At 67.3% G+C, this 18,019-nt stretch carries 19 protein-coding genes; 5 read left to right on the top strand and 14 right to left on the bottom strand.

From position 1 onward, the window contains the following. Positions 1-140: 140 nt before the first annotated feature. Positions 141-1,217 carry an ADP-ribosylglycohydrolase family protein gene (locus tag IWX75_RS05740; RefSeq protein ID WP_196821257.1) on the top strand — a complete coding sequence of 359 codons (1,077 nt, stop codon included), beginning with the start codon at positions 141-143 and terminating at the stop codon, positions 1,215-1,217. A gap of 49 nt (positions 1,218-1,266) precedes the next feature. Here the strand turns inward: IWX75_RS05740 and IWX75_RS05735 are convergent, their stop codons facing one another. From IWX75_RS05735 to clpS, 8 genes are all read right to left on the bottom strand, one after another. Next, positions 1,267-2,256 carry an exonuclease domain-containing protein gene (locus tag IWX75_RS05735; protein WP_196821256.1) on the bottom strand — a complete coding sequence of 330 codons (990 nt, stop codon included), beginning with the start codon at positions 2,254-2,256 and terminating at the stop codon, positions 1,267-1,269. A 28-nt stretch (positions 2,257-2,284) separates the two neighbouring features. Then, positions 2,285-2,956, bottom strand: coding sequence for a DedA family protein (locus tag IWX75_RS05730; RefSeq protein ID WP_196821255.1), 672 nt, complete (start codon positions 2,954-2,956; stop codon positions 2,285-2,287). Between the two features lie 54 nt (positions 2,957-3,010). Next, positions 3,011-3,652, bottom strand: coding sequence for an RdgB/HAM1 family non-canonical purine NTP pyrophosphatase (gene rdgB / locus IWX75_RS05725; protein WP_196821254.1), 642 nt, complete (start codon positions 3,650-3,652; stop codon positions 3,011-3,013). Then, complete coding sequence (gene rph / locus IWX75_RS05720) at positions 3,645-4,442, bottom strand: ribonuclease PH (protein ID WP_334684133.1); 798 nt, start codon at positions 4,440-4,442, stop codon at positions 3,645-3,647. Before rph ends, rdgB begins: the two co-directional genes overlap by 8 nt. A 25-nt stretch (positions 4,443-4,467) precedes the next feature. Beyond that, positions 4,468-5,265 (bottom strand): MBL fold metallo-hydrolase, encoded by a 798-nt coding sequence (locus IWX75_RS05715; RefSeq protein WP_196821253.1) that lies wholly within the window; start codon positions 5,263-5,265, stop codon positions 4,468-4,470. Further along, positions 5,262-6,182 (bottom strand): glutamate racemase, encoded by a 921-nt coding sequence (murI, locus tag IWX75_RS05710; protein ID WP_196821252.1) that lies wholly within the window; start codon positions 6,180-6,182, stop codon positions 5,262-5,264. The genes IWX75_RS05715 and murI overlap by 4 nt, the downstream gene beginning before the upstream one ends. 74 nt (positions 6,183-6,256) lie before the next feature. Next, a complete protein-coding gene (locus IWX75_RS05705; RefSeq protein WP_196821251.1) occupies positions 6,257-6,823 on the bottom strand; it encodes a DUF2017 domain-containing protein in 567 nt (188 codons plus the stop codon). Between the two features lie 3 nt (positions 6,824-6,826). Continuing rightward, positions 6,827-7,135, bottom strand: a complete 309-nt coding sequence (clpS, locus tag IWX75_RS05700) for an ATP-dependent Clp protease adapter ClpS (RefSeq protein ID WP_196821250.1) — start codon at positions 7,133-7,135, stop codon at positions 6,827-6,829. Positions 7,136-7,195: 60 nt separating this feature from the next. Between clpS and IWX75_RS05695 the strand changes: the two genes are divergently transcribed. From IWX75_RS05695 to IWX75_RS05680, 4 genes are all read left to right on the top strand, one after another. Beyond that, positions 7,196-8,530: a nicotinate phosphoribosyltransferase gene (locus IWX75_RS05695; protein WP_196821249.1), complete on the top strand. Its 1,335-nt coding sequence runs from the start codon at positions 7,196-7,198 to the stop codon at positions 8,528-8,530. Next, entirely contained in the window at positions 8,527-9,150 is a 624-nt protein-coding gene (locus IWX75_RS05690; protein ID WP_196821248.1) for an isochorismatase family protein, read from the top strand. Before IWX75_RS05695 ends, IWX75_RS05690 begins: the two co-directional genes overlap by 4 nt. Before the next feature lie 44 nt (positions 9,151-9,194). Further along, positions 9,195-10,013, top strand: coding sequence for an SDR family oxidoreductase (locus IWX75_RS05685; RefSeq protein ID WP_196821247.1), 819 nt, complete (start codon positions 9,195-9,197; stop codon positions 10,011-10,013). A 113-nt stretch (positions 10,014-10,126) separates the two neighbouring features. Further along, on the top strand, positions 10,127-10,936 hold the full coding sequence (locus IWX75_RS05680) for a hydrolase (RefSeq protein WP_196821246.1): 810 nt from the start codon (positions 10,127-10,129) through the stop codon (positions 10,934-10,936). Positions 10,937-10,996: 60 nt separating this feature from the next. On the opposite strand, the gene IWX75_RS05675 is transcribed toward IWX75_RS05680, so the two are convergent. The 6 genes from IWX75_RS05675 to IWX75_RS05650 form a co-directional block, all read right to left on the bottom strand. Next, the gene (locus IWX75_RS05675; protein WP_196821245.1) at positions 10,997-11,767 is read right to left on the bottom strand and encodes a MerR family transcriptional regulator; all 771 of its coding nucleotides are present in this window, start codon (positions 11,765-11,767) and stop codon (positions 10,997-10,999) included. Positions 11,768-11,868: 101 nt separating this feature from the next. Further along, positions 11,869-13,665, bottom strand: a complete 1,797-nt coding sequence (locus IWX75_RS05670) for a DEAD/DEAH box helicase (RefSeq protein WP_196821244.1) — start codon at positions 13,663-13,665, stop codon at positions 11,869-11,871. Next, positions 13,662-15,173 (bottom strand): MFS transporter, encoded by a 1,512-nt coding sequence (locus IWX75_RS05665; protein ID WP_196821243.1) that lies wholly within the window; start codon positions 15,171-15,173, stop codon positions 13,662-13,664. The genes IWX75_RS05670 and IWX75_RS05665 overlap by 4 nt, the downstream gene beginning before the upstream one ends. Positions 15,174-15,205: 32 nt before the next feature. Beyond that, positions 15,206-15,508 (bottom strand): DUF3039 domain-containing protein, encoded by a 303-nt coding sequence (locus tag IWX75_RS05660; protein ID WP_026532815.1) that lies wholly within the window; start codon positions 15,506-15,508, stop codon positions 15,206-15,208. Positions 15,509-15,596: 88 nt separating this feature from the next. Next, positions 15,597-17,168 carry a transporter gene (locus tag IWX75_RS05655; RefSeq protein WP_196821242.1) on the bottom strand — a complete coding sequence of 524 codons (1,572 nt, stop codon included), beginning with the start codon at positions 17,166-17,168 and terminating at the stop codon, positions 15,597-15,599. Then, positions 17,150-17,956: an ABC transporter ATP-binding protein gene (locus IWX75_RS05650; protein ID WP_196821241.1), complete on the bottom strand. Its 807-nt coding sequence runs from the start codon at positions 17,954-17,956 to the stop codon at positions 17,150-17,152. Before IWX75_RS05650 ends, IWX75_RS05655 begins: the two co-directional genes overlap by 19 nt. Positions 17,957-18,019 lie beyond the last annotated feature (63 nt).

The following is an 18,019-nucleotide window of genomic DNA, read 5'->3' as shown; positions in this document are numbered from 1 at the left end:
TCCCTTGATTGGCGGGCTGGGTTCGGAGACCAACGGTCCGAACCGGTTCAGCGTTCCATCCTAGACCGGGCGGTTCCTGAAACCGCAGTGCACCGGCTCGGCGGCGGGTCCCACAGCAACCGTCCGCCTAGACTGGTCCGGTGGCAATTCAACCGACATATCCAGACCGGGTTCTGGGCTGCCTCCTCGGGGGAGCCCTCGGCAACGCCCTCGGCTACGCACAGCAACCGCCGACGACGCCGGAGAGCCCCCTCTCCCCCGGGTCGACCGCTGGACTTCCGTTCGCTGAGGACACCCAGCTCACGCTGTACACGGTGGACGGCCTCGTGGACGCACTGGAGTGGGCCAACGATGGGGTCGCCGCCGACGAGACCGCGTGCCTCTGGCTGGCCTACCTCCGTTGGCTCGCCACCCAGGGCGAAGTTCCCGCACCGATCGCGCCGTCGCCGCCTCCCCGTCCGATCGACCGCCACACCGTGCTGCACACGCGCCGCAATCCGGGGAGCACCTCGATCACCGGCCTGCGAACCGGTGAGATGGGGACCGGGTACCGCCCGGTCAACCCGTCCGCGCAGGATGCCGGAGCATTGTCCCGCTCCGCCCCTTTCGGGCTGGTGCCCCGCATTCCCCTCGGCATGGTGGACAAGCTCACGAGGGACGCCGCGGCCCTCACCCATGGCCACAGTGCGGCGAAGACCGGCGCCGTGGTGTTCGCCACCCTGATCCACCGGATCGTTGTCGAATCCAGCCCGCTTGCCGACGCGGTCGACCGGGCAGCAGAGCAGGCGATCGAGGCCGGGAACGGCGACCTCGCCGCAGCACTCACGCGTGCAGTGGCCCTGGCTACCGCAGATTCACCGGCTCCCCCGGACATCGCGGCCGAGCTCGGTTCCAGCGGAACGGCGACCGGGGCGCTGGCCCTGGCTGTCTACGCGGTGCTCGCCGCTGTGCCCGGGAATGCTGCAGGGAAAGGCCCCGGTAGCATTCCCGGTCCCACCGACGCGCGTCAGCACGCCCTTGCTGCGCTGCAGCTCGCTGTGGACAACGGAGGCAGCCCCGCCACCACGGGGTCGCTGGCCGGGAACCTGATCGGCGCACTCTACGGTATCGAGGCGTTCTCCAGCGAAGCACTGGACCGGGTCGAGGGAGCCGGCGCGGTTCGGGAAACGGCGTCCGCCCTGATCGGGGCCATTGCCGGAGAAAAGTCCCGGCTCTGATCCTGCGGCAAGGCACATCGTCAGCAACAGTCGGGTGGCACCGGCTACCCTAGGGGCTGGTCGCCGGCCATGATCCGCCGGTCATCTGGAGGAACTCCGCTTCGGAGAGCACCTCGATGCGCTGCCCGCGCTCGTGCAGGTCGAGCACGCGACGCGCCTTGCCGGTGATGCGGCCGTTCCGGAGGTCGGCAGCAACGAAACCGTCCCCGACCACCAGGACGGTGGTTTTCCGCGTGACGGCACTTGCAGGCTGCGCGCCGAGCCGGGCAGCCCTCTCCTTCGCCTGCGGCCGCGGAAGGCCGAGGGTTCCCGTGAAGACGACGGTCTCCCCGTACAGCGGATGGGTGGGGTCCGCCTGGGCGTTGGCGGTTGGGTTGGGTCCCTCCTCGGGCCAGCCTGCCCACGGCGTCGACGGCCCCTTCCCGAGCGCCGTCCGGGTGGCCTTCGAGATCTCGTGGACGCCCGGCTCATAGGCTTCGGCACGGGACATCGGCAACTGGTGGGATGCCACGAGCGCCTCCACCGTGTCCACGGAGTTCAGCCGCGCCATGTCGATCAGGATTCCGGCGCAGGCCCGCGCGTCCTCCACTGCGTCGTGGTGGTTGAGAAGCGGAACGCCCGCCGCTTCGGCGACGAACGGAAGGGAGTACGACGCCAGGGAATAGTTGCGGCGGGACAGTAGGACCGTGCACGCGTAGTCCCATCCCGGTCCTGCCAGTTCGGAGACCTCGAGGGCCGAGCGCAGGACGCCGAGGTCGAATGCTGCGTTGTGGGCCACCAGGATGTCACTGCCGATGAACCCGCCGATCTCGGCGAAAAGGTCACCGAACCTCGGCTCCCGGGCCACCTGATCGGCGGTGATGCCGTGGATGGCCATGTTCCTCGGGTCGAAGTGGTCGTGGCCGGCGGGCGGCCTCATCAGCCAGGAGGCTTCCTCGACCACACGGCCCGCCCGCACCTTGGTCAATCCGACGGCGCAGGGTGATCCCCGAAACCCGTTGGCCGTCTCGAAGTCGATGGCCGTGAACTCAATTCCCACCCGTCAAGTTTAGCCGCTGCAGGGGCTCCTACTTCGCCTTCGGGCTCCGGCGGTACTTGCGCACCTTGGTCACCACGAAGTAGACGGCTACCAGCACCACGGCGATGATGACGATCCGCTGGAAGACGCTCGCATACTCCTCGACGATGTGCCAGTTCTCCCCAAGGTAGAACCCTGCGAGCACGAAGATCGAATTCCAGATCAGGCTGCCCGCCGTGGTGAGGACCAGGAACACGGTCAGGGGCATCCGCTCGATGCCGGCCGGAATGGAGATCAGGCTTCGGAAGAGCGGGATCATGCGTCCGAAGAACACGGCACTGTAGCCATGGCGGTTGAACCATGCCTCGACCTTGTCGATGTCCTCGACGTCGATCAGGGGTACCTTGGCTACGATCGCGCGCATCCGTCGTCGTCCGAGCGCCGCTCCCAGCCCGTACAGCGCGAGGGCGCCCACCACCGAACCGAGGGTGGTCCAGAAGATCGCTTCGAAGAGGGAGAAGTTTCCCCGGCTCGCCGTGAAACCGGCCAGCGGGAGGATGACTTCGCTGGGAAGCGGCGGAAAAAGGTTCTCCAGGGCGATCGCCAGGCCGGCACCGGGTGCGCCGATGGTCTCCATCAGGTTGACCGCCCAGTCGGCGATACCGCCCAACGCGGATCCGTCGGAGGAGGACATCAGTACCGGGCGCAGAAGTGTAGTCATAACCTCTCAAGTCTGCCTCATGCCCACCGACATCCCCCAAACCGGGAGCTCCCCTCAGGTGGGTTCCTGCTCCTGCAGGGCCCGGACCAGGGAGGGCATCAGTGCACGGAAAGCAAGGCCGCGGTGGCTGATCGCGTTCTTCTCGACACTGCTCAATTCGGCGCAGGTACGGTCCATGCCGGACGGCACCAGCACCGGATCGTAGCCGAAACCCCCGGAGCCCCGCGGTGCGGTGAGCAGCGTCCCGCGGAGTTCGCCTTCCTCGACGGACAGGACGCCGTCCGGCACGGCGAGCGCTGCGGCGCACCGGAAGGCCGCACCGCGCTGGCCTGCGGGGATGTCGGACAGCTGGGCAAGCAGCAGCGAGAGGTTCGCGGCGTCGTCACCGTGGCGCCCGGCCCACCGCGCAGAGAAGATACCGGGCGCTCCGTTCAGGACGTCGACGGCGAGCCCCGAATCATCGGCCACGGCGATCAGGCCTGTTGCCCGGGCCGTCTGCTCGGCTTTCAGGGCAGCGTTGGCCGCGAACGTCGCCCCGCTCTCGACGACGTCGGGGGCGCCGGCCGTTTCGGCGTCGATTACCTGGGTGTCGACGTCGAGTCCGGCCACCTGTCCCCTCAGCAGTTCGCGCAGTTCGCGCAGCTTGCCCGGGTTGCGTGTGGCGAGGACCAGGCGGGGCGCAGCCGGCTCAGGCAAGCGCGGAGTCCTTCAGGGTGTCGAGCTGGATCTCGGCCAACTGGGCTGTGCCCAGCAGTGCGAGGTCGAGGAGCGCGTCGAGTTCGTCGCGGTCGAACGGGGCACCCTCCGCGGTGCCCTGTACCTCCACGAACTTGCCGGAGCCGGTGACCACCACATTCATGTCCGTCTCGGCGCGCACGTCCTCCACGTAGGGAAGATCGAGCATGGGGACGCCGTCGATGATGCCGACGCTGACGGCTGCGACGGTGTCGGTGAGGGGTGACGCCGAGGCGGGGATGAGCTTCTTGTCCTTGGCGTACCGGATTGCATCGGCGAGCGCCACGTAGGCCCCGGTGATCGCCGCGGTGCGCGTGCCGCCGTCGGCCTGGAGCACGTCGCAGTCGAGGACGATGGTGTTCTCGCCGAGCGCCTTCGTGTCGATGATGGAGCGCAGCGAGCGGCCGATCAGCCGCGAGATCTCGTGGGTGCGTCCGCCGATCTTCCCCTTCACGGATTCCCGGTCCGACCGCGTGTTGGTGGCGCGGGGAAGCATCGCGTACTCGGCGGTGACCCATCCCCGGCCCTCGCCCTTGAGCCAGCGGGGCACGCCGCTGGTCAGGGAGGCGGTGCACAGGACCCGGGTGTTGCCGAATTCGATGAGCGCGGATCCCTCGGCCTGCTTCGACCATCCGCGCGTGATGCTGATGTTCCTCAGTTGGTCCGGCGTACGGCCGTCGGCGCGGAGTTCCGGTGCAGCGGGCAGGGCTGCCGAGGGCACGGAGGAGGAGGGGCTGGTGGCTGGGCTCATGGTGCCAGTCTAAACCGGCGGCAGATCACACCGTGTAGGAGACGCCGGCCACGGCGACGGCGAGGCTTCCCGTGTAGCTCGACCGGGCCTCACCCACGGTCACGTTCGCGTCGTTCCACACGGGCAGGTGCGTGAGCAGGAGCCGCTTGACCGACGCCGCCGTCGCGACCTGGCCTGCACGCCGCCCGGTCAGGTGGACGCCGCTGATGGCATCGTCGCGCCCCTCGTGGAAAGCGGCCTCGCAGAGGAAGATGTCCGACGCCGACGCCGCCTCGATCAGCCCGTCGCAGGCGTCGGTATCTCCGGAATAGGTGAGCACCCTTCGCTCCTCGGTGCCGTCCCCGTTGGCTTCGGTCACCTCCACCCGGAGGGCGTAGGCCTCCTCGACCGGGTGCAGCACCGGGAACGGCGTGATCGTGAACGGTCCCACCTGCACGGGCGCACGAGCGGCCCAGGAGCTGAACTGGAAGTCCTCGTGCATGCCGGGGTCCAGTTCGAGGCCGTAGGCGGTGGCCATCCGGTCGGCGGTGGCGGCCGGACCCCATACCGGGATCCGCGGCCGGTTCCACCCGGACGGGTCCCAGTGCACCGCCACGTGCAGCCCGCACAGATCCATGCAGTGGTCGGGATGCAGGTGGGAGAGGAACACGGCGTCGATCTCGCGCAGGTCCATGTAGCGCTGCAGCGCGCCGAGGGAACCGTTGCCGAGATCCAGCAGTATCCGCCAGGTACGCCCGTCGGCTTCCGCGGAGAGCAGGTAGCACGACGCCGGCGACTGCGGACCGGGAAACGAGCCGCTGCAACCCACGATGGTGAGCTTCATCGGTCCGCGTTCCCGGCGGCAGCGATCATGTCCGGTGTGAGGATGGCCATGCTGCCCGTGGGGTATTGCTCTGCCAGGTGGTCCACGTGCTGGACGCTGAGGACTTCGGGGCCGAGGAACCGCCGGGCAAGCACCTCGAAGGAAGCTGCATTCCCCGTGGCGATGAAACGGTGGACCGCGGCCGAGGTGTCATCGGCCAGGAGGCTGTTGGACACCAGCGCACGGTAGACGTCCTTCGCCGTCTCCTCGGCACTCGAGACGAGGGTTACGCCGTCGCCCATCACGTAGGAGATGACCGCCGTGAGCAGCGGGTAGTGGGTGCATCCGAGCACGAGGGTGTCGACGTCGGCCGCCTGGAGCGGCGCGAGGTACTTCTCGGCGGTGCGGAGCAGGTCCGGCCCTGCCGTGACGCCGGCTTCGACGAAGTCGACGAACGCCGGGCAGGCAGCCGAGGTGACGGTGAGGTGCGGTGCGGCGGCGAACGTGTCGTCGTAGGCGCGCGACCCGACGGTCGCCGAGGTGCCGATGACGCCGATCCGCCCACTCCGTGTCGACGCGACCGCCCGGCGGACCGCTGGCTGGATCACTTCGATCACTGGGATTCCGTAGCGCGCCGTGTAGCGTTCGCGGGCGTCCCGCAGCACGGCAGCGGAAGCGGAGTTGCAGGCGATCACGAGGAGCTTGACACCGGAATCGACGAGGTCGTCCATGACTGCCAGCGCATGCGCTCTCACCGCAGCGATCGGGAGGGGTCCGTAGGGGCCGTTCGCGGTGTCACCGACGTACATGATGGACTCGTGCGGGAGCTGGTCGATGACCGCCCGTGCAACGGTGAGTCCTCCGACGCCGGAGTCGAAGATGCCGATCGGCGCTCCGGTTTTTTTCCATCGTGCACCGACGGCAGTGTCTGGGCTCATAGTCTATTGACAATAGGACCTGCCGCTCCCAAAGAACGAACCCGACGGGAGTGGTTCTTGTCACAGCCGGACCGTCAGCGCTCCTGCCGGCCCGTCACCAGCAGCGCCTGGACGAGCGATTCCTGGAGCCAGGTCACGAAATTGTAGACCAGGGCCAGGTAGGACTCCACGTCCTCGACGTCGGAGGAATCCCCCACGTCGTGGAGTTTCTCGGCGTCGTCCTCCGTCTCGATGCCCAGGCGGTCGGCGAGCACCAGCCGGACGTCGTTGAGTGCCTGCGCCATGAACCGGGCCTGTCCGGGGTTCAGCAGCACGGGATTGCCTTCGAGGAGCAGCGCACTGCTGCGGAGCGCACTGATCTTCTGCTCCCGGAGGGAGCGCTCGGTGAGCCGGCGGAACTCCAGGGCTTCGTCGTCGTTGGCGCGGACGCCGTCGGGCAGCAGGCGGCGCACGGCGGAGTCCGACGGCGCCACCGCCTCGGTGTCCATTCCCACCATCGCCGCGAGCGGGTCGGAACTGGCCGCGGTTTCCGGTTCGAGCATGGAGATGATGTCCTGGAAGAGGTTCCCGAGCAGCCGCACCTCGCCGGGCTCGAGGGAGCCGGAGATGCCGCGTCGCGTCGATTTGAACGCCTTGGCCACGCGCTACTCGCTTCCGGCTTTTTCGAAGGTGGCCCACAGTCCGTAGGAATGCATCGCCACGGTGTCCTGCTCGGCCGTCTCACGGTTCCCCGAGGCGACGGCGGACCTGCCCTTCTCATGCACTTCGAGCATCAGGCGGCGGGCCTTGGCTTCGCTGTACCCGAAGTAGTCCTGGAAGACGTAGCTCACATAGCTCATGAGGTTCACCGGGTCGTTCCATACCACTACGATCCACGGCTGGTCGAGGGCTGTTCCTACTTCCGACTGCACCTCTTCCCGCGTGCCGGTGTCCGTCGCAAAGCCAACTGTCATAGTTTCCAGTCTAGGACGCCGGGAAGCCCACCGGTTCCAGTACTCTCACCGGAGCCCGCTATGGTTTTGAGGGTGACCATTGCCCCGACGAATTCCGCCCTGTTCACCGACCAGTACGAGCTCACCATGCTGCAGGCTGCCCTCCATTCCGGAGCGGCACACCGCGAATCCGTCTTCGAAGCCTTCGCGCGGCGCCTGCCGGACGGCCGCCGGTACGGCGTCGTGGCAGGCACCGGCCGGCTGCTCGAATCCCTGGCGGCCTTCCGGTTCGGATCGGAGCAACTCGACTTCCTCTCGTCGAACTTCGTCGTGGACGATCCGACACTCGAGTGGCTCGCGGATTTCTCCTTCCGCGGCGACATCTTCGGGTACGCGGAAGGGGAAGCCTACTTTCCGCACTCGCCCATCCTGATCGTCGAATCGACCTTTGCCGAAGCCTGCATCCTCGAAACCCTCGTGCTGTCCATCCTGAACCACGACAGCGCCATTGCGGCAGCGGCGTCGAGGATGACGGGGGCGGCCGCCGGACGACCCTGCATCGAGATGGGGTCGCGCCGCACGCACGAGGAGGCGGCCGTTGCCGCCGCGCGATCCGCCGTGATCGGCGGTTTCGCGAGTACGTCCAACCTCGAGGCGGGCCGCCGGTACGGCGTTCCGACGGTGGGCACCGCCGCCCACTCCTTCACCCTCCTCCATGACAGTGAGCGGGAGGCCTTCGAGGCGCAGGTCGCCTCACTGGGCAAGGGAACCTCCCTGCTCGTCGACACGTACGACGTCGAGCAGGGCGTCCGCACCGCCGTCGACGTCGCTGGTCCGGAGCTCGGAGCCGTGCGCCTGGATTCCGGCGACCTCGTGGCGCAGGCCCGTTGGGTGCGGGAGCTGCTCGACGACCTCGGCAACACCAGCACGAAGATCGTGGTGACCTCCGACCTCGACGAGTTCGCGATCGGCCTGCTGGCCTCGGCGCCGGTCGACTCCTACGGGGTGGGAACGTCGCTGGTCACCGGGTCCGGCGCCCCGACCGCCGGCCTGGTCTACAAGCTCGTGAGCCGCCAGGACGACGACGGCCGGTTCGTCTCAGTGGCGAAGGCAGCAAAGAACAAGGCCTCCGTGGGCGGACGGAAATACGCGCTCCGCCGGTTGGACGGCAACGGCAGGGCCACCGCCGAGGTGCTGGGCGTCGGCACGCCGCCCGTCGACGACGGCGACGACCGCACGCTCCTGCACCAGCTCGTCCGCAACGGCGAGGTCCTTCCCGGCTGGACAGGTCCTGAAGCCGTCCGGCGCGCCGCCGAATGCCACCAGCGATCACTCGCTGAGCTGCCGGGAGCCATCCGGCGCCTGCAGCGCGGCGAACCTGTGATCCCCACCGAGTACGAGGAGAACATCCCATGACACGCGCCCTGATTCTTGTCGATGTCCAGAATGACTTCTGCGAGGGCGGTTCGCTCGCCGTCGACGGCGGAGCCGCAGTGGCCGCCGACCTCAGCGACCACATGGACGCGCACGCCGGCACCTATGACTATGTGGTCGCGACCCAGGACTGGCACATCGACCCGGGACCGCACTTCTCCGACACCCCGGATTACATCGACTCCTGGCCGGTGCACTGCGTCGCGGGCACCAAGGGCGCGGAGTTCCACCCGGACCTGGACACCGAGGGCATCGACGCCGTCTTCCGGAAGGGGCAGTACGAGGCCGCCTACTCCGGTTTCGAGGGCGTCAAGGCGCCCGACGACGAAGTGCCGAGCGGTGAGCGGAAGCTCGCGGGCGCCCTTCCTGAAACGGACGAGCCCCTCCTGACTCTCGATGACTGGCTCCGCGAGCACGAAGTGGAGGAAGTGGTGCTCGCCGGCCTGGCCACGGACCACTGCATACGTGCCACCGCGCTGGACGCACTGCAGGCCGGATATTCGGTCTCGCTGCTCACTGCGCTCACGCGCGGCGTGGACGGCGAGCGCACCGCCGACACCCTCGACGAACTGGAGGCTGCGGGCGTGGAGCTGTTGCGTTAGGCAGCAAACTCCTTCTCGTTCCGGTCGTCTCCTAGGATGAGCTCATGTCCTTGGAGTCGAATCCGCCGCTGGCCGGCCGTGTTGCCGTCATCACCGGGGTGAGCCGCCGGAAAGGAATAGGCTTCGCCATCGCCGAAAGGCTCGCCATCATGGGTGCGAGTCTGTTCCTGCAACACCACGCACCCTCCGACGCCGAGCAGCCCTGGGGTGCGGATTCCATTGGCGAGGTGATGGACTCCCTGGCTACCAGACTTCCGGCAGGCGCCCGGCTCGAGCACGCGGAGTTCGATTTCACCGAGGAGGAAGCCCCGCGTCAGCTCATCGATTCGGCGAGGTCCGCCCTGGGGCATCTGGATGTACTGGTCTGCAATCATGCCCGCAGCGGCGGTGACGGACCACTGGCCGAGATGACTGCCGAGAAACTCGATGCTCACTGGCAGGTCAATACCCGCTCGACGTTGCTGGCCACCCGGCAGTTCGCCCACCAGCATGACGGACGCCGCGGTGGGCGCGTCGTGTGGCTCACTTCCGGCCAGACGCGGGGCCCGATGAGCGGAGAGATCGCCTACGCAACATCGAAGGCGGCCCTGGCAGGTATCACGTCCTCCGTCGCCGATGACCTGATCAACCGAGGCATCATCCTCAATACGGTGAACCCGGGTCCGGTCAACACCGGCTACCTCGACACGGGAACGGCCGACCGGACCTCCGAGGTGCTCGAATCAGTGCTCGCCCATTTCCCCACGGGCCGTTTCGGAGAGCCCGATGATCCGGCCCGCCTCATCGCCTGGCTGGTCAGCGACGAGGGCAGGTGGATGGTCGGTCAGGTACTGGACACCGAGGGCGGATTCCGCCGCTGGTAGCCTGCCCAGCGGGACGAGGGCGGCTGATGACACCTACCATTGAGCCATTGAGCCATCGAGAAGACGCGATCGGTAACGGCCCGCACCAAAGCACCGCAGGAAAGGCGACCGCCATGTGGATCTGTCGAGCCTGTGCTGTCGAGCACGAGGAGAACGCCGACGGTTGCGTCATCTGCGCCGACGAGCGGCAATACGTGCCCGCCGCCGGACAACAGTGGACCACCCTCTCCGAATTGACCGAGGCTGGCCACCGCACCCGTGTGACGGCGCTGGAACCGGATCTCTTCGGGATCACCGTCGAGCCGAAAGTCGGTATCGGCCAGCAGGCCCACCTGGTGCGCACCGATGCCGGGAACCTCCTCTGGGACCCGACCGGTTACCTCGACGACCACGCCGTGCAGCGGGTCCGCGAGCTCGGCGAGGTAGTCGGGATCGTGGCGAGCCATCCCCACATGTTCGGGGTGCAGGTGGAATGGAGCAGGCAACTCGGCGGTGTCCCCGTGCTCGTCGCCGCGCCGGACCTGCACTGGGTCTCGCGACCGGACCCGGCGATCCGTCCATGGTCAGGGACGCTCGAGATCCTGCCCGGGCTCACGCTCTTCCAACCCGGCGGCCACTTCCCCGGCAGCGCGATCGCACATTGGGCGTCCGGTGCCGACGGGAAGGGAGTATTGCTCGCAGGGGACACGATCCAGACGAATCCGGATCGAGCGTCGGTGACGTTCCTGCGCAGCTACCCCAACCGGATTCCGCTGTCGGCAGCAGTGGTGGAACGAATCACCCAAGCAACCGAAGTGTTCACCTTCGACCGGCTGTACGACAACTTCGGCGGCGCCATCGTCACCGATGCCCGGAATGTGGTGCGCTACTCCGCCGACCGCTACATCTCCTGGATTCGCGGCGACTTCGATCACCTCACCTAGGATGAAGCTTCTGTGCGGGATGCCATGGCGGACCGGGAGGATCATCCGCGGTCGACGCTGCTACCGCCCGGCTGAGGGATTGTTCCCGACGTAGATCCTGAGGGCGTCGCGAACAAGTATTGCTCCTGACCGTCCGCCGTAGTTGGCGCCGAACCTTGGGTCGGCCACATACAGGTCGCCCAGACCCAGAAGGTAGCTGTCGCCCTTGCCCTTCCCGATCGGCGTCCCGGGAACAACGGCGAGCCACTCGACGTGACGCTGCGCCAGAGCCTGCGCATGCTCGCTTCCCGGGGCAATACCCTGTTCTGCCGCCGTCGTCCATGCCTCGGACAGGTCCCTCGCGTGCTTCTGGAAGGCGCGCTTCTGCTCACCGCTCTTTCCCCGCCACCAGGCATCGCCGGCCGCGTACGCGGCCTTTCCCCATCGCTCCTCGACTTCGTCCCTGTACTGTGTGGAATCGAACCCGTCGAACATGTGCTCCGCCATGATTTCCTCGCCGTCCTTCACCGCCTTCAGGGTTCTCTCGATCGACGCCGCCTGGCGCGCCAACCGCTGCTGCTCCTGCCGTACCCACTCCAGGTGGGTTTCGAGCGCCGTCCCCGGATCCGCCTCCTGATCGAGGACGGTTCCGATGACCTGCAGACCGAGCCCGAGCTCTCGCAGGAGCAGGATGCGCTGCAGCCGCACCAGCGACCCCTGGTCGTAGTAGCGGTAGCCATTGGTGCCCATCCGCGTGGGATTCAACAGGCCGAGCTCGTCATAGTGGCGGAGAGTGCGGCTCGTGGTGCCGACCATCCTCGCGATCTCCTGGATGGACCAATCCGTAGTCACCGATTACCCTCCTGAGCCGACTGGATCCTGCTTCCGGAGTCGACTCTAAAGGTTGACGGAACGGCAAGGTCAAGCCCCTGGGCAGGCCGGCCGGGAGGGCCCTACTTGCGCCCGATGAACCAGTCCTGCAGTTTCTTCAGGCGGCGCTGGAGTTGCTCCTCGTTGGCCTGCGCCACGGCCGGCCCGCCGCAGGCCTTACGCAGTTCGGTGTGCACCATGCCGTGCGGTGTGCCGGTCCGGGCCGACCACGCCGACACGTTCTTGGCCAGCTGTCCGCGGAGCTCGGTCAACTGCCGGTGATCCACCACCTGCCCCTCCGCGGGCAGCCCGGCCGGCGCCGCAGGTTCGTCCGCGCGCCCACGACGTCGGGATTGCTGCTCCTGCTGGCGCTGACGCAGCAGGTGTCCCACCTGGTCGGCGTCGAGCAGTCCGGGGATGCCGAGGAAGTCCTGCTCATCCTCGCTCCCCATCTCGCCGCCGGTTCCGAACTCGCCGCCGTCGAACAGCACGCGGTCGAAGGACGCCTGGGATTCAAGTGCCTCGAACTTCTGCTTGGTCAGTGAATCCGACGCCTTCTCCTCGCGGTTCGCCGCCTCCATCAGGCTGTCCTCCAGCGCGAAGGCGTCCTCTTCTCCCGTCTCAGGGCGGTCCAGGGCGTGGTCGCGCTCGAGTTCGAGCTGGTTCGCCAGCGCCATGAGGTTGGGCACCGAAGGCAGGAAGATCGACGCCGTCTCGCCCCGGCGCCGGGCCCGCACGTAACGCCCGACCGCCTGCGCGAAGAACAGCGGGGTGGCGGTGGACGTCGCGTACACGCCCACGGCCAGTCGGGGGACGTCCACACCCTCGGACACCATCCGGACCGCCACCATCCACCGCTGATCGCCGGCGGAGAATTCCTCGATCTTCGAGGAGGCTTTGGCATCGTCGGAGAGGATCACCGTGGCGGACTCGCCGGTGATCTTCTTGAGCTGCCCTGCATAGGCGCGGGCGTCGTCGTGGTCTGTCGCGATCACCAGCCCACCGGCGTCGTGCACAGTGCGCCGCACCTCGGTGAGGCGCCTGTCCGCTGCGGCGAGGACCGCGGGAATCCATTCGCCGGACGGGTTGAGCGCGGTCCGCCAGGCCTGAGCGGTGATGTCCTTGGTGACTGCAGCCTCACCGAGCGACGCCGCCATTTCCTCGCCCGCACTGGTGCGCCAGCGCATCTGACCCGAATAGGCCATGAACATCACGGGACGCACCACGTGGTCGCGCAGCGCTTCGCCATAGCCGTAGGTGTAGTCGGACCGTGACCGGCGAATGCCGTCGCCGTCCTCCACGTAGTCGACGAAGGGGATCGCTGCGGTGTCGGAACGGAAGGGGGTTCCCGTCAGGGCAAGACGCCGGACGGCGGGTTCGAAGGCCTCGCGGATGCCGTCACCCCAGGACAGCGCGTCACCGCCGTGGTGGATCTCGTCGAGAATGACGAGCGTCTTCGCGCCCTCGGTCTTGGCGCGGTGGAGCATCGGTTTGCTCGCAACCTGCGCATACGTCACCGCGACCCCGATGAAGCTGCCGCCGTGCCGCCCGTCGGCATTCTTGAAGTTCGGGTCGATCGCGAGCCCCACCCTCGCCGCGGCGTCGGCCCACTGCCGCTTGAGGTGGTCCGTGGGCGCCACGACGGTGATCCGGTTCACGATTCCCCGCTCCACCAACTCGGTGGCCACGCGAAGGGCGAAAGTCGTCTTTCCGGCGCCGGGGGTGGCTACGGCCAGGAAATCACGGGATGATCCGGCGAAGTATTTTTCGAGTGCTTCGCTCTGCCACTGCCGCAGCTTGGGTGCGGTGCCCCAGGCGGCCCGCTCCGGATAGGCGGGGGGCAGGGCTGCGCCGGCACCGAACAGGGTGTCACTACTCACGCCGGGACAGTACCTTCCATTGCTTTTCGAGGATCCTGGGAAGCGTCGGCGTCATTGGCCTGTGCCCCTCTCAGACCCGAAACTATACCTGCTGCGGCGAACACACACAGAGCCAGCCAGATCGCAACAAAGACCGAGACCTGCCCCGGCTCGGCAGGGTCCCGCAGGAGTGCGAAGAGGGCGCCCGCTCCGGCTGTTCCCACCACTCCCCCGAGCTGATCCGAGATCTGGAGGGATGCCGAGTTCCGGCCCTGCTCACGGGCGGAGGAGAGTTTCAACACCAGCACCGAGGTGCTCGAGAGCGTCATTCCCATCGCGAATCCGGAGAAGGCCCAGACCATTGCCAGAAGCCAGAGAGGCGCCTCCACCGACGACGCCAGCGCGAACCCTCCGAGCGAAAGTGACAGGACCGTCGATCCGGCCACGAGCAGCCACTCGCGCCGGAAACGGACCCGGACCTGCAGGAAGGACCCGCCGGTCCAGCCCAGGGCTCCGGCGCTGAGGGCAAGGCCTGCCGTGGCCGCATCGAAGCCGCGCGCGGAGACGAGCATGAGCGGAATGAAGGCTTCGGCACCGAAGAATGCCACGTTCACGAACCCGCGCGTGGCGATGATGCTCGGGAGGCCCTTCGCGAGTTTCAGGGTCCCCGGAGGCAGTAGCCCGGGCAGGGTCAGGAAAACGGTGAGTAGGCCGGCTCCGGCGAGCAGGAGGTATGCAGTCACCGTGAAGGCGCTGCCGATGCCGTCTGCGGCGAGCCGGCTGAGGGCCCACTGTGCGGCGAAGACTCCCCCGGCGAGACCGATGCCCCGGAGGGCGCGCTGCCGTCCGGAGCCTCCGGCGCTCGAGCCGGCGTTATCGGTGCCGGAGTTCCTGGTGCCCGGCTCACCCGTTCCGGCGCCGTCTCCTCCGGTCGGGTCGAGCTCCGCCGTTTTCGGCCAGACGATTAGCACCGCCGCCAACACGATGGGCGCGACGCCGAGGAACACCCAGCGCCAGCCGAGGTTCTCGGCAACGACGCCGGCAACAAGGGGGCCGACCAGTGCGGGCACCACCCAGGCGGCGGACAGCCAGCCGAACACGACGGGCTGGACGTGCTGGGGATACGCGCGGGCGATCACCACATAGAGCGAAACGATCATGAAGCCGCCGCCCAGACCGGAGATCGCCCGCCCCACCGTCACGAGCCAGAAAGCCGGTGCGGCGCCGGCCGCGAGGAGGCCGAGAATCATGAGGAACATTCCCACACCGAGCGCCGGGCGCGGACCCCGCCGGTCGCACCAGGACCCCGCCAGGACCGTTCCGAGCAAGGACGCCGTCAGGTACATCGAGAAGGCGAGCCCGTAACTCGCTTCGCCCTGGAGCTCGCTCGCGACGGACGGCATGGCGGTGACCACGGCCATCGCCTCGAAGGCGGCACAGGTGATGATGGCAAGAATACCGACAGTCAGCGGCCGCAGCTCCGGAGACATGGCCCCGGCGGACTGGGTGGATCTGGAAGTCTTACTCATTGCGGCTGGGAGGACATGTGTCGGAACCGGCCCTACTTCTTCGGGTCGTCCTTGCCGGGACGCAATCCGTTGTAGATATCCTTGCACTCGGGACAGACAGGGAACTTCTCGGGATCGCGCCCGGGGGTCCACACTTTTCCGCACAGGGCGATGACAGGCTCTCCGGTGAAGGCAGACTCCATGATTTTTTCCTTGCGCACGTAGTGCGCAAACCGCTCGCGGTCACCGGGCTCAACCTCTTCACGCACTTCTTCGCGCTCGATCGTGGCCGTTGAACCTCCCGTTCCAGGGTTGTCCAGCGGATCATTGTCAAAGGGATCTGAGGGCATACTCATGTCGCCAGTCTATCGTCCGCCGTTCGCCGCAGGGCCTCAGCGGATCGCGGGACTTCGCCTCGTTGCCATCGCACGTTCCGGCTGCTCCCTACTTGTTGACGGATACCGCCGACAAGAGTTCCGGGCCCCTCGAGTCATACCAGCGGCCCCCGGTGCGGACCCCGACAACGAGTGCTCCGGCACCAAGGATCATTCCGACCAGTAGCGTCAGCCAACCGAACAGCGGATCACCTGTGACGAAATAGAGGACCGTCAGGATGATCTCCGGCAGCGCGAGAACGAGCAGCACGAGCCATCCGACGAACTGGATGCCGAACATCGCGAAGCTGGTGCCGGGAGGAGTCTTGAAGGGGCTTTCCCCGGGAAGCGGCACGTTGTAGGTGTAGCGCGCTGACACCACGCAGGAAAGCCCGGTACCCGTCAGTAACAGACCGGCGGACAGGCCCAGCATTGCGGGAAGGTCCTGCGGGTTCCCCGTCAGCAGAACCGGCACGACGGTGAAGGCCAGGGCAAGTGGAATGCTGAAGATCAGGAGCCCCGCGGCCCGGCCGGCACGGTCCGCCCGCCCGCTGACGCCGGTCGAAAGGTGCAGCCAGAACGCCGTGTTGTCATAGGCGACATCCGCCGAGATGGACCACGCCAGCAGGAAAGCGGTGATGGGTCCGACGAAGCTGAATGCCGTGAAACTGTCCGCCTGGGAACCGGCGAAATAGAGGACCACCGCTATCAGGGGAACGGTCAGCAGCGAAGCCGAGTAGCGCGGGTCCCGCATCCAGTAGGTCAGGGCACGCGCCGCTACCGCGCCGGCCGGCGTACCGGGCAGCCGGCCGAACCATCCGAGGTGGCCGGCACCTTTCTTCGTCACGGCGTGGTAGGCCGGGGTGACCAGTGCCCGTGCCAGCGTGACTGACCAAAGCCACGCGAACACTCCGATGCTTGCCACTCCTATTCCGAGATGAAGCAGTGCCTGCACCGGGTGGCCGAGGGCGACGTCGGCCGGAACCGCCCACAGTGCGCCCAGGGGCGTCCAGGCGAGGATGTCGGCGAGGACCGCGGCAAATCCCGGCGATCCCTGGAATCCCGCGGTGATGCCTCCGATGATGGGTCCGAGGAGAACCAGCGGGATGATCGTCACTATCCCGCTGACATCCCGGAATTTCCGGGTGCCCGCAAGCGAGGAGATCGCCGTCGTGACAAGCCGGGAGGCAACGACGCACAGGACCACAGCGAGAAGCCCGCATCCGAGCGCCGCTATCGCCGCAGCGGGATACCGGATCCAGCTGAGGGCCTGGGCAAGGGCCGCCACCAGGGTGACGGCGCCGGGAACCCCGATCAGGCCGCCGAGCGTGAGGCCGGCCAGGAGTTGCCTCATGGGCACCGCGTACGTCACGAAGCGGGCCGGATCCAGGGTCATGTCGATGCCTGCCGCAGCGACAGGGATGACGACCCAACCCAACACTGCTGCCGACCCGCCGATCACGAGCACCGAGCGGATGAACTCGGGGTCGGCCGCACCCAGCAGGACAAGGCCGACGACGAGGAATCCCAGGATTCCCAGGCCGTACAGACCGCCGAGGATCAGGCCGATCAACTGGCCGGTGCTGCGCCTGAGTGAGTTGCGGAGGAGGGTGAGTTTCAGCCTTACGAGTTCCGCAACCATGAAAGACCTTCCGCGGTGCTGCGTCCCCCGACCAGCTCGACGAAGCGGTCCTCTAGGCTTCCGTTCCCCCGGACCTCATCCACTGTTCCTGCTGCGAGCACGGTTCCCGCGGCGATCACCGCCACGTGATCACACATGCGCTGGACAAGATCCATGACGTGGCTCGAGACGATCACCGATCCGCCGGAATCCACGTAACTCTTGAGGATGTCACGGATATTGGCCGCCGAAACCGGATCCACGGACTCGAAGGGCTCGTCCAGCACCAGCAGCCTCGGTGCGTGGATCAGCGCTGAGGCCAGGGCGATTTTCTTGGTCATCCCGGCTGAATAGTCGACCACCAGGGTTCCGGCGTCGCCGGCGAGATCGAGCGCGCGCAGGAGGTCCTGCACCCGGCCGCTGACCACGTCCCTGTCCATGCCCCTCAGGAGCCCTGCATAGGTGACGAGTTGCTCGCCGGTGAGCTGGTCGAACAGCCGCACACCATCCGGCAGGATCCCCAGAAGCTTCTTTGCCTGGAGCGGTTGTTTCCACACATCGACGCCGTGCACCAGTGCCTGCCCGAAGTCGGGCCGCAGGAGCCCGGTCGCCATGGAGAGGGTGGTCGTTTTTCCTGCGCCGTTCGGCCCGACCAGACCGTAGAAGGAGCCGGTCGGAACGTCGAGGTTGATTCCATTGACGGCGATCTTCGACCCGAACCGTTTGGCCAGCCCGCGGATGGAAAGTGCCACGGCTTCCGGCTGACGTGCCGGAGGCGGCGCTGAGGGCTGGGGCAGCTGGAAACTCATGCCTCAACGCTAACAACCGGGACCCGCGCCTTCGTCATCCCAAAGGACTAACGGGTTGGAGGA

The sequence above is a fragment of the Arthrobacter sp. CAN_A6 genome (genome assembly GCF_015751715.1).
Taxonomy (GTDB): domain Bacteria; phylum Actinomycetota; class Actinomycetes; order Actinomycetales; family Micrococcaceae; genus Arthrobacter_D.
This window is presented reverse-complemented; position numbering and strand designations above follow the sequence as displayed.